The organism is Priestia sp. FSL W8-0524, from assembly GCF_038005965.1.
In the GTDB taxonomy this organism is placed as follows: domain Bacteria; phylum Bacillota; class Bacilli; order Bacillales; family Bacillaceae_H; genus Priestia; species Priestia zanthoxyli.
In genome coordinates this window covers 1,535,966-1,548,436 of record NZ_JBBOUG010000001.1, presented here as the reverse complement: position 1 = coordinate 1,548,436, position 12,471 = coordinate 1,535,966, and the positions used below count along the sequence as shown (strand labels likewise).

The following is a 12,471-nucleotide window of genomic DNA, read 5'->3' as shown; positions in this document are numbered from 1 at the left end:
AAATATGTTCCTACTCGGCATTTTTTGCCTCCTTTTGTTGAATTGTGCGGTAAAGATGAAGTTTGTTACGGATACTTCGTTCACTGATACCGAGTGCCTGAGCTGTTTTTCTGCGGTTGCCTCCACACTCTTCAAGGACTGATTCGATAATTAGCTGTTCTGCTTCTTTCATCGTGTAGTTAATTGGAATATTAATTAATTTTGTTTCTTCGGTGAAATTTTCATTCTCATAGCGTGACAAAGAAATCTCTTGTTCGTGTTGAACAGTTATAGGTAAATCTTTTTCCATAATCGTTCCATCTTTGGTCATAGCAACTGCATATTCAAGAATGTTCCCTAGCTGTCTTATATTTCCAGGGTAATCATACGTTAAAAGCTTTTTATATGCATTTGAAGACAGCACACAAAGCGGTTTCTCCATTTCTTCTGAGTATTTTTGCAAAAAGTATGGAATAAGCAGCGCTATATCTTCCTTCCGTTCCCGTAATGGCGGTAGTGTGATAGGGATGACATTCAAGCGGAAATATAAGTCTTCGCGAAAGCCATTTTCTTTTACCATACGATTTAATTCTTTATTAGTGGCACTCACAATCCGAACATCTACTTTTCTTGTTTCCGATGAGCCAAGAGGCGTTATTTCTTTTTCTTGTAAAAATCGAAGCATTTTTGCTTGCAACGACGGAGGCATCTCACCAATTTCATCTAAAAAAAGAGTTCCTCCATCAGCTGCGGCTACTTTCCCGTTTTGATTGCGAGTAGCTCCTGTAAAGGCGCCTTTTACAAAACCAAAAAGTTCACTTTCAAGTAAAGTTTCTGGAATAGCCGCACAGTTAACGGAAATAAACGGTCCGTTTGCTCGCTTTCCCTGACGGTGAATCCCTCGCGCTACTAGCTCTTTTCCAGTACCGCTTTCACCGAATATAAGCACGTTCGAATCAATGTCTTTTACTCTATTAATAATCGAAAAAACTTGTTTCATAGCTGCACTTTCACCAATCATTTGATCGTAGCCTTTTATTTTCTCAATCGTTTCGCTTAATTCACGAACTTTATCATGAAGCTCCTGGTGTTCAAGCGTTTTTTCAATTAATATATGAAGCTCTTCAATATCAAGAGGCTTTGTAATGTAATGGTAAGCTCCTCTTTTAATAGCTTCTATAGACGATTCAATCGTCCCGTAAGCCGTCATCATAATAATGGATGTTTGAGGCTGAATGTCTTTAATTTTACTTAGCACTTCAAGCCCATTATATTCGCCGAGTCGCCAATCCAGCAAAACAACGTGGACAGGCTGACTGCGTAAAAATTGATAAGCTTCCGGTACTTCTGTAAGATTGGTCACTTCGTAGTTTGTTTCTAGAGCAAAACGAAGAGATGAACCAATAGCAGGTTCGTCATCGAGAATGAGAACAGTCGGTTTCATATGAATGGCCTCCTTTTTCTTTCGTAACAGGCAAGACAATCGTAAATGTTGTACCATTTCCTTTTTTTGTTTGCATCGTAATTTCTCCATTATTCTCTTCTATCCACTGATAGCATAGTGATAAACCAAGACCCACTCCCTGCTTTTTTGTTGTATAGAAAGGTTCCATAATATGTGGGACGTCTTTTTCATCTATGCCTTTTCCTGTATCACTAACATTAATAAAACCCAATCCATTTTCTGTTACAGCCCTGATAGAGAGCTCCTTACGAGGACTGCTTTCCATCGCGTCCAGCGCATTTAACATCAGGTTTAGCATAATTTGTTTAATTTGATCGGGATCACTGTAAAGACGCATACCCGGTTCAATATCAAGAGATAAGTGAACCGCTTTCTTTTTTAACGTAGGGCTAATAATAACCGCTACAGAGTTTATAAATGTTTCTACGTCAAAAGCTATTTTCTGAGGGTATTTAGGCCGGGCATAATCTACTAAACTTTCAACAATACGATTCATTCTTCTCAGTGCTTCTGGAACATGCTTGGACAGTTCTTTTCGAAACTCTGGATTTTCATATTTATTTGGCAGCAAATCAATAAACGTTTTTACGGATGTAAGCGGATTACGAATTTCGTGTGCTACACCTGCGACCAGCTGACCTAACGCACGCATTTTCTCTTGAGTTGCTAACTTCTTCTCAAGCAGTCTTTCTTCAGAACGATCGGCTAGTGTCAGTAAATAACCGTTCATTTTAGTTGTATCTTCATAAAGCGGAATTACTCGATACAATATAAAATAGACTTCTCCATTTTGTTTGTGCTGAATTTCTTTTGTAAATGGCAATGCCATTTGCGATTGCTTTATCGTATTATACGTTTTAAAAATTTGCTGGATAAGCGGATGTTGATGAATATGACTAGATTGAAATGTTTTATCCTCTATGAGAAGAATTTCTTTTGCCCGCTGATTGATAGTTGTAAGGTTTAGCGATTGATCAAATGTGAGAATTCCGTAATACATATGGTTAATAACTTGTGTCTGAAATGCATGCGCCTGTGAAATTGCTTTTTGCTGAATCTGCAGCTTTTGATTCGCATCAGCAAGCGCCGATGTACGTTTTTTCACTTCTTTTTTTAATCGCTTGTTCCAAAGATATATGGTAAATAAACTACCTAGTGTTAAGACAACTATAATAAGAAGAAAAACAATCCAATTGCGCAATTCTTTTAGGCGTTCTTCTGAAGAAGAAACAAACCATTTTCTATATAGTTCTTGATATGTTCCATCCGCCTGCATACGTGAAATTGAACGGTTAATGATCGATAAAAATTTTGCGTTTTCAGGTCGAGTTGCAACCGCAAACTCTGAAGGTATTCCTACATTATCGAGTATAGTGTACTGTCCTTTTTTCTTTGATTTCTCAAGATAAAATTCCGCGGTCCACTTGTTTGAAAAAAAAGCATCAGCCCGATTTAAAAACAGGAGATTGAGCGCATCCTCTGGATTTAAAGCCACTTGAAACTCTATGTTTCTTACATTCATCAGCAGTTCAAAGGAGATTTTATCTTCCCGCATGGCAACTGTTTTGCCTCGTAAATCGGTTAAAGATGTAACCGAGGATTTTAATGAGTTTGGAATGACTACGGCATCTGCCATCGTAAAATATGGATCGGAAAACTTAAACACTTGATTTTGATTAGCCGAATACTCCAAGCCCATAATGGCATCAATTTTACCTTCTTGCAGTGCTTTTGTTGCTTGATAAAGATCCATTGGAATATATGTAAATTTCACATTCTCTTCTTTCGCTATTTGATTGAGCATATCAATACTAAAACCAGTAAATACTCCTTCATCGTTCACGTAAGAAAAAGGCGCAAGATGTTTTTCTCCAGCAATGCGATATGTCTTTTTTTCGGCTGCGTAATTTGCTTTTTTATTGGGTACAGTTTCTGCTTTTACAGAAACCGGAAGATAAGCTAGAAATAAGATAATAGATAAAATAAAACAAAACGGGCGGAGTGTAACATACATAAGATATAGCTGTCTCCTTTTAAAAAACCTTTAGTTAAGTAGATGAAAAATGTCTTTTATTATTATGTATTTCTTAAGGTATTGGAATTTCAAGAACCAAAATAAAATGATATTGAAATATTCTGTCAATCTTTTTTATAAAGAAAAGCCTCTTTCTAGAGGCTTTTTGTTATCGCAAACAAAACATATTTGTTCGGTAATTAATATTCTTTTACTCTCGGCCTTTAGCTTCTTTGATGTTAAGTTGTATGTAATTTTAGCTCTATAAATATAAGGCGCTGCTAAATGTATTATATCATATTGTGAGTGCCTTTTATTTGCTTTCGTTATTGATCATCTTGCTGCTCTCTTTTTCTTGCAATCCAAAATTTATCTCATTTAACTTTAAATTCACACAAAAAGCGCTCCACTCCGAGATATTTTTCACCTAAACTTGTTATTTGGAAGCCAAAATTAGAATAAAAGTTTACTGCCTCTTTATCTGTCTCAGCAAAAATAGAATGTATATCATAGCTCTTACAAAGAAAGCGAATCATGCTGCTTCCTATTCCTTTCCCTCTCTCTTTTGGTAAAACAGCTATATGTTTTATAACAGCTTCCTTGGCGTTAAGAAATTCAACTCCTATACAGCTAACTGTGTCTCCATTTACTTCAATACTATATAATTTCCGACTTGGCAAACACGTGTATTTTTTATACTCTCCATCAACCTTCTCTTCTAAAGTTGCATAAGATAACAGCTTTTTTATTGTCGGGTTCACCATAGTTGAAGTGATTTCTTTCATCCTAGCACCTCTTTTCGCTATTATCTTATGAATAATTAGTTTGTTTTTTAGGACCTTGCGGGTTGCTCTTACATGTCGAAGAATAAACTATACAAAGTAATGAATGAGAAGAAATACCCCGAGAACTGGAGCGGCAGCTAACATAAGGTTTATAGAATTTGTTATTCTCCACTTCTTGTCTGCTTTTGATTCTGTGGAAAGGTTAGCTCTCATTCGATCACCGCTTACAGCTGCTCCAGATATGATAAGAGCTAGCCCCACTAATATAATGAAAGCGGTGAAAAGTACTGTTTCTGAATTTACGTTAGCTATTGTACATGCTACTAAAAGTATAAAAGATAAAATGAACCCACCAATAATTGATTTAATCATTTTTGTCCTCCTCCTATCCTTTTTATAAAGTTTCCATATATTAACTATATAATATCATTTTTTCTGTCTTTTTACTTTTGTTTTTGTTATTCCAACAGTAATTAAACCAACTAAAAAAGCGAAACGCTTATGTCTAAGTGCGTTTCGCTCAAGGGAACTACATTTTAACTATCTTTTGTGATGTCTGCCGGACGTATACGAATTACTTTTGATAAGTCACTTAGTGGTAGCTGTATCTGATGACCTACACGCCCGCCTGAAAAGTAAATCGTTTCACAGTCTTCTGCCGTAGAGTCAATGAAGGTTGTGAACTGCTTTTTCATCCCGATAGGAGAACACCCTCCGTGAACATATCCTGTCAGAGGCAACAGCTCTTTTTGAGAAATCATTTCTAAGGACTTTTCACCAGCCGCTTTTGCCGCTTTCTTTAAATCAAGCTCCTTTTCAACCGGTACCATGAAGACATAATGTTCTTTTGATTTTCCAACGGTCACAAGTGTCTTGAAGACTTTAGCAAGATCCTCTCCGAGCGAAGTAGCTACCTGTACTCCACTCAGATTTTTAGTTTCATAAGAATAATAATTGTACTCAATTTTTTTCTGATCTAAAATTCGCATTACGTTCGTTTTGTCTGCTTTTTTACCCATAATTATCACCGATACCATCATAACACGTTTTGTTTTCATATCTCCATATATTAGGATAGTTAGGTTAAAAAGGGCCATTCATCTATCTTATCGTGATACAATCATTGGTCGTAAGGCACTAAACTTTTTTTAATATCACCCGCCCCTATGTCACAAAAATTTCTTTTCTAAAAGAAAACAAAGGCTTTATCTAAGGAATAACTTGTAGAATAAATGCCGTAATTAAATAGTTAGAGGCAACATAGACCTTCCTTCTTTAACACAAAAAACAAGCCAATAGGCAAAACTTCTTGTTTAATATGCATCATTAAGTAAATCAATAATTTCACCTGTCTTAGGATTTACTGAGTACCATCCATAGGTAGCTTCGTGTGCTTCGCTGTAAGGTGTATTAGGGTCGTCTTTTACATCTTCAAGATCGTGGATAACATAATTCCCATCCTCATCATCGTGGTCATAAACAACAATGTGTACCGGATCATTAATAGAATAACCTTGTTGTTTTCTAACTAACTCCTCCGCTTGTTCGTGAGTCAGTAATGTTTGCGTATCCTCGGCTGGTGCGTCTTCAGCAGCAGATTTTTCGCTACCTTGTGGATTTTGTTGTGAATCCTCAGCATCATCTGTTCTTTTTGCTTTTATCTGAGGTGTTTCCGACATACTTCCTTTTTGATATTTTCCATCATAGTAAACGCCTATTCCTCCACCAGAACTGGTACAGCTTGGCTGATAATCAACTTTTATATAACTTGTATAGTTAGTCATCGTAATCATACAACCACCGTCTATATCATCCGTTATTTGAGTAGCGACATTTCCTTTAATCTTTGCAGTTCCTTCCACATCCCCTGCACTCACAATTCCAGTACTAACATCTTCTGGGTTGTCAAAATGATTTGCGTTTAATTTGAACTTAAACGTGTCGCCTTTTAAATTAGTAATATCTATTCCAGCGGGGTCTGTATCAATATTTCTGCTCCACGTGCTACCCCAGTCAACTTGACTAGGCGCTGATTCAGTTTTATCTGCTGCTTGCGTAGAATCTTCTTTCTGTTTATCCCCTGGTTTTGAGGAGTCTTTCTCTTTTTCTGTGACTTTATTTGTTTTTTTATCCGACTCTTCTGTAGCATTGTCTTGAGGCTCTTTTTTCTTGATTGCTTCGTTACTTTCTTCTTTTGCTTCTACGTTTTTCTTTGTTGCGTTCTCCTTGGTTTCTTGAGTGCTTGTAGCGGCTTCCTTTTCATCTGAAAAACTACACCCGGTTAAGCTACCTACACATAACAGTAGTGAAATTCCCAAAACAAAAGATCCCTTTTTCATATAAAAACCCCTTTTTATGTATATTTGTAGAACTATATTATCATTAAAATATTCGTTTTTTATATAAAAATGAATCTAATATGCTAAATAATGACTTTTCACTACCCTTGGAACCCGATGTTTTCAAAGAAAAAAGCCACTAGATGTACTAGTGACTTTTTCATTTCTATTCATTCAATTATGCTGCTGCATCAATATGTTTGTTTTCTCTATCGCTACAGATTTTCACCTTAACTATATAGATGACATTTTACTTTATGCTTGCTATCAATCACTGTATCTTCAGGTGTTTCTTTCATGCAGCGGTCAAATGCGAACGGGCATCTTTTATGAAACGCACAGCCTGAAGGTGGATTAAGAGGAGAAGGAATTTCACCTTTAACCTCAATTTTTTCACGCTTTTCATGTTCGTGAATTGCCGGGACAGATGATAAAAGAAGTTTTGTGTAAGGATGACGAGGATTTGAAAAAATCTCATCTGTTGGCCCTTCTTCTACTAATCTTCCTAAATACATTACGCCAACGCGGTCTGCAATATGTCTTACAACGCTTAAATCGTGGGAGATAAAGAGATATGAAAGCTTCATTTCTCTTTGCAAACTGCGCAGCAAGTTTAAGATTTGTGCTTGAATAGATACGTCCAGTGCTGAAACCGGCTCATCACAAATGATAAGCTTCGGGTTTAAAATCAACGAACGCGCAATCCCTATGCGCTGACGCTGGCCGCCTGAAAATTCGTGCGGATAGCGGTTGTAATCTTCTTCGTTAAACCCAAGCTTTTTTAATAATTCAATGACAAGCTGCTTTCGTTCGCTTTTGGCGCCTACATTATGAATTGTTAATGTTTCTTGAATGGAAGCCCCAATTTTTTTCCTTGGGTTAAGGGAAGTATGCGGATCTTGGAAAATCATTTGCAAATCTTTACGAATCGTCCGTAAGCGTGATGCTTTAGATTCGAAAATACTTTCTCCATTAAACTGTGCTTCCCCGCCCGTTGGTTCTACTAATTTTAAAAGCGTGCGACCTGCTGTACTTTTTCCGCAGCCAGATTCACCTACTAATCCGTACGTTTCGCCTTCATAAATATCAAAAGATAAATCTTGAACCGCTTTAATTTGGCCTTTTGCTTTTCCTAAAGCTGAACGAACCGGATAGTATTTTTGCAGGTTGCGAACTTCAAGCAAGGGCTTGGCGCTTTGCTGCTTTGCTTCACTAGACATACGCAACCTCTCCTTCTTGAATTTTTTCATAGTGCCAGCATCGAACGCGATGCGTATCATCGGCATGCTCTAAAACAGGTACTTCTTTATGGCATTTTTCCGTTGCAAACGGGCATCTTGGTGCAAAACGACAGCCGTCTGGCACGTTTGAAAGCGGCGGAACCGTTCCTGGAATGGACGAAAGCTCTTTTGTTCGGTCGCCATCTAAATGAGGAACCGACTTAATTAAGCCCATTGTATAAGGATGAAGCGGTTTTGAAAACAGCGTTTTAACGTCCGTTTCTTCCATCACTTGTCCTAAATACATCACGGCTACTTTTGTACAAATATTAGCGACAACTCCTAAGTCATGGGTGATGAACAGCACGCCCATGTTGAGCTTGTCTTTTAAATCCATCATAAGGTCAAGGATTTGCGCTTGAATGGTTACATCTAAAGCCGTTGTTGGCTCGTCGGCAATAAGAAGCTTCGGCTCACAGGCTAAAGCCATCGCAATCATAATGCGCTGCCTCATTCCTCCCGAGATTTCATGCGGATACTCTTTTGCTCGCTGTTCTGGAGACGGAATGCCAGTTAGTCTCAAAAGCTCTACGACTTTCTTTTGCGCTTCTTTTTTGGAGACTTTTTGATGCAGGCGAATCACTTCAGCAATTTGTTTTCCGATTGGCATAACGGGATTTAATGACGACATGGGATCCTGGAAAATCATTGAGATTTCGTTTCCTCTTAGCTTTTGAATTTGCTTTGAAGACATGTCCAATAAGTTTTTTCCTTCAAACAAAATCTTACCATCGTAGCTTGTTAGGTCTTCATCTAATAACTGAAGAATAGATTCGGACGTTACGCTTTTTCCTGATCCGGATTCACCGACAATGCCTAATACTTCTCCTTTATTTAATTGAAGAGATACATTGTCAACAGCCGTTACTTCTCCGCTATACGTTGTAAAAGTTACTTGTAAGTCTTCTAATTTTAAAAGGGCGTTACTCAACGTTTTTTCCTCCTTTTCTTCAGCATTACGTTTTTCGGATTTAACCAATCGCGCAGACCGTCACCAAATAAATTAAGGCCAAGTACAATTAAAATGATAAATACACCCGGAAACACGGTCATCCACCACGCGTTGTAAATCGCAAGCTTTCCGTCATACAGCATATTCCCTAAGCTTGGTGTTGGCGCAGGAATTCCGGCTCCTAAAAAGCTTAGAGAAGCCTCTGTTAAAATCGTCACGGCAAATACGTATGTTACTTGAACGATTAAAGGCGATAAGACGTTTGGCGCCATATGAAAACAAATGATTCGAAGTGAGCTTGCTCCTTGAGCTTTTAGCGCTTCAATAAACGTTTTTTCTTTTACAACAAGCGCAGCTGAACGAACAATTCTCGCAATCGAAGGAATAAATACAAGGCTCAGTGCGATAATAACATTGCTTGTTTTAGGTCCTAAAGCAGACATGATGGCAATTGCTAGTAAAATAGACGGGAAAGCAAACAAGCCGTCACAAATTCTCATTAAAATATAATCAAGAATTTTATAATAAGAAGATAAAAGTCCAACAATTAAACCCAGTACAGTAGCAATAATCGTTACTGCGGCTCCAATCATTAACGATATTCTGACGCCGTACATTGTCCGACTAAATACATCTCGTCCAAAGTTATCCGTTCCAAACCAGTGCGTGCCTGACGGCGGTGCTAATCGATTTGCAGGGTCGATTTGTAAGCTGCCAAAAGGAGAAATGAGCGGAGCAAAAACAGCAATCAAAATAGATAATAAAATAAGGATCGCTCCTCTTACTAGCAAACGATTTGAGAAGAAACGCGCTGCCGCTGGGTTTCTTTTTTTCTTTGCAGGTACTGAAATGGTCTCTGTATTTTGTTGTGCATTCACGTTCATCACCCTCCTTTAATCATGATAAGAATTGCGTACACGCGGATCGATTACGGCATACAGCAAATCAACAACTAAATTGATGACCACGTAAGCAACCGTAATTAAAAGTACAGCTCCTTGAATAAGCGCGTAATCTCGGCGTTCAATTGATGAAACAATCAGCTGACCTAATCCCGGGATGTTAAATAATGATTCTGTTACTGCCGCTCCGGTCACAAGTCCCGCAAATGATTCTCCGATAACTGTTAAAATCGGTAAAAAACTCACGCGCAGCGTATGCTTAAGCATAATTGTGCGTTCATTTAATCCTTTTGCTTTTGCCGTTTTAACAAAGTTTTCAGAAATGGTATCGAGTAAAGATGAACGCGTCATACGCGTAATTAATGCAGCTTGAATCGCTCCAAGCGTAATCGTTGGTAAAACTAAATACTTTAAGTATTCAAATAATCCGGCATTTAACGGAACGTATCCTGAAACAGGGAAAATTCGAAGCTGTACAGCAAAAAGCAAAATAAGGAATGAACCGAGAAGAAAGCTAGGAATAGAGATACCTAAAAGGCTGGCTCCCATAATGCTTTCATCACGAATCGTTCCTTTATGTTTAGCTGCATATATACCAAATAGTAAAGCAAACACCACGCCAAAAATTTGCGCAAGTATAGCTAGAGAAACCGTAGGACCTACGTTATCCCAAATTGCCCCGAGCACAGGTTTATTTAAAAAGTAGGAATAACCAAAATCTCCGTGAAAGATGTTAGATAGCCAGATAAAGTATTGATTGACAACAGGCTCATCCAATCCCATTTCTTTGCTTAGCGCTGCAATTTGCTCCGGACTTGCGCCTTGTCCTAAAATAATTGCTGCGGGACTCCCAGGCGTTATGCGTGTAATTAAGAACACAACAATAGATACAATGAATAAAACAGGAATTAGTGCAAAAAGTCTCTTAAGTGTATAAGCTCCCATCGTAAACTCCTTTCTAAAACAGAGAGCATAAGCCCTCTGTTTACTAGAATAATAAGATATTATTTTGTTAAACTCATATTGTAGAAAATTGGACCTAAATTATACTCATAGCCTTTTGAATTGTTAGAAACGGCATTGATGTTCACTTTATGACCAATAAGTGTGAACGGAAGCTCGTCCCATACGTATTGCTGGATGGCATCAATGTCACCGCGAGCTTCTTTAACAGAAGGAGCAGCTTTAATTTTGTTTAAGTAGTCCATTGATTTTTCAACTGATGTACCTTTTGTCGTCCAGAATCCTTGGAAGATGGTAGAACGAGCATTCCAGTCAACAGGATAGATGTCCCATTGGTTTGTATCACTCATTTTATCGCTGAATGTCGCCCAGTCGTATACTTCTAATTTTACATTCATACCAATGTCTTTTAATTCTTGTTGAACCACAACAGCTGTATTGTATTGATCTTGGTAATCACGAGACGCCATTAAGCGAATTTCTTCTCCGTTATAACCAGATTTCTTCAAATATTCTTTTGCTTTTTTCTTATCATGCTGGTTATATTCTTCTTTTCCAGCTGTACTGTAGTAGTTTGGATACTCTTTGTTCACAATGGATGAAGAAAGCTTGTAATAATCTGAGCTTCCGTAAGAACTGTCTAAGATATCTTTTGAGTTAAGAGCTGCGTTAACTGCTTTTCGCGCATTGATGTCTTTAAAGACGCCTTTATCTGCGTTGTAGAAAAGTCCCATAAATCCGCCTGGTGATGTTTCTACTTTTGCATTTTGACTGCCTTCAACTTGTTTGGCATTATCGCTTGATACAGATAGCGCAACGTCAAATTGTCCGGTTGTAATACCAGAAATCCTAGTTGACTCATCGCTTACGAAACTAATCTTAATTTCATCAACGTGAGGAGTTTTCTTAACTTCGCGGCCTTTCGAAGAATAATCTTTAAATTTTTCTAATAAAAGATATTGATTTTTCTTCCACTCTTTTACTTTATATGGACCTGTTCCTATGTAGTCTTTGATCCCTTCATCAGATGCATTGTCAACGACTTCTTTTGGTAAAATAGCTGCTGCGGGGATTGGATCAGCTAATAAAGATAGCGTGTTAACATTTGGTGATGGTAAATGAAGCTCTACCGTATAATCACCGGCTTTTGTCATTTCAGCACCAGAGAAGTTTGTTTTCCCAAGGGATGATAGCTTAATCCAGCGGTTAATAGAAGCGACAACGTCATCTGCAGTCATTTCTTTACCGTTATGGAATTTAACCCCTTTTCTTAATTGGAACGTGTATGTTTTTTTATCATCGCTAATATCTACTTTAGACGCTAAGTCAGGCTTAGGATTTCCTTTGTCGTCTAAAATCATTAACCCTTCATAGATACTGCGCGTTGCATCTTTTACATCTGAGTCCCCAGTGATTTGAGCATCTAGCGTTGCTGGCTCACTTTGAGACGCGACGTTTAGCGTTCCGCCTTCTTTTCCTTCTTTTTCACTTGAAGTATTTTTACTTGCGTTACCACTGCACCCTGCTACCATGAGGACAATGATTAAAAGAGAGATGAAAAGTAAATAAGTCCTTTTCACTAAAATCACTCCTATTTCCTTGTATAAAATTTTAATCCGACTATAATAAGAAGAATAGTAGGAATGTGAACAATTGTAGCACTACCTTCTACCTTTGGCAATTAGTATTTTTGACACACAGAGGCTATTATACCATTTTCTATTAAATAAATATGGTATATATGTATAATAGTTGAATAAAAGAACCATTTATTTCTTATAAAGCAAGCGAT

At 37.7% G+C, this 12,471-nt stretch carries 11 protein-coding genes; all 11 read right to left on the bottom strand.

The genetic code is table 11. From position 1 onward, the window contains the following. Positions 1–10: 10 nt before the first annotated feature. Complete coding sequence (locus tag NST66_RS07760) at positions 11–1,423, bottom strand: sigma-54-dependent transcriptional regulator (protein ID WP_049164051.1); 1,413 nt, start codon at positions 1,421–1,423, stop codon at positions 11–13. After that, positions 1,395–3,458 (bottom strand): transporter substrate-binding domain-containing protein, encoded by a 2,064-nt coding sequence (locus NST66_RS07755; protein WP_251440592.1) that lies wholly within the window; start codon positions 3,456–3,458, stop codon positions 1,395–1,397. Before NST66_RS07755 ends, NST66_RS07760 begins: the two co-directional genes overlap by 29 nt. A 374-nt stretch (positions 3,459–3,832) precedes the next feature. Beyond that, positions 3,833–4,243 (bottom strand): GNAT family N-acetyltransferase, encoded by a 411-nt coding sequence (locus tag NST66_RS07750; RefSeq protein WP_340843239.1) that lies wholly within the window; start codon positions 4,241–4,243, stop codon positions 3,833–3,835. Positions 4,244–4,330: 87 nt separating this feature from the next. Beyond that, positions 4,331–4,615 carry a DUF5316 family protein gene (locus NST66_RS07745; RefSeq protein ID WP_028413748.1) on the bottom strand — a complete coding sequence of 95 codons (285 nt, stop codon included), beginning with the start codon at positions 4,613–4,615 and terminating at the stop codon, positions 4,331–4,333. Between the two features lie 164 nt (positions 4,616–4,779). Then, positions 4,780–5,262 (bottom strand): Cys-tRNA(Pro) deacylase, encoded by a 483-nt coding sequence (ybaK, locus tag NST66_RS07740; RefSeq protein ID WP_340843760.1) that lies wholly within the window; start codon positions 5,260–5,262, stop codon positions 4,780–4,782. Positions 5,263–5,556: 294 nt separating this feature from the next. Next, entirely contained in the window at positions 5,557–6,582 is a 1,026-nt protein-coding gene (locus NST66_RS07735; protein ID WP_251440597.1) for a hypothetical protein, read from the bottom strand. Positions 6,583–6,812: 230 nt separating this feature from the next. Further along, positions 6,813–7,802, bottom strand: a complete 990-nt coding sequence (locus tag NST66_RS07730) for an ABC transporter ATP-binding protein (RefSeq protein WP_047751176.1) — start codon at positions 7,800–7,802, stop codon at positions 6,813–6,815. Beyond that, on the bottom strand, positions 7,795–8,793 hold the full coding sequence (locus NST66_RS07725) for an ABC transporter ATP-binding protein (RefSeq protein ID WP_028413752.1): 999 nt from the start codon (positions 8,791–8,793) through the stop codon (positions 7,795–7,797). Before NST66_RS07725 ends, NST66_RS07730 begins: the two co-directional genes overlap by 8 nt. Beyond that, positions 8,790–9,698 carry an ABC transporter permease gene (locus NST66_RS07720; RefSeq protein ID WP_033578691.1) on the bottom strand — a complete coding sequence of 303 codons (909 nt, stop codon included), beginning with the start codon at positions 9,696–9,698 and terminating at the stop codon, positions 8,790–8,792. Before NST66_RS07720 ends, NST66_RS07725 begins: the two co-directional genes overlap by 4 nt. Before the next feature lie 9 nt (positions 9,699–9,707). Continuing rightward, complete coding sequence (locus NST66_RS07715) at positions 9,708–10,661, bottom strand: ABC transporter permease (RefSeq protein ID WP_340843238.1); 954 nt, start codon at positions 10,659–10,661, stop codon at positions 9,708–9,710. Between the two features lie 59 nt (positions 10,662–10,720). Further along, positions 10,721–12,259, bottom strand: a complete 1,539-nt coding sequence (locus tag NST66_RS07710; RefSeq protein ID WP_154991452.1) for an ABC transporter substrate-binding protein — start codon at positions 12,257–12,259, stop codon at positions 10,721–10,723. Positions 12,260–12,471 lie beyond the last annotated feature (212 nt).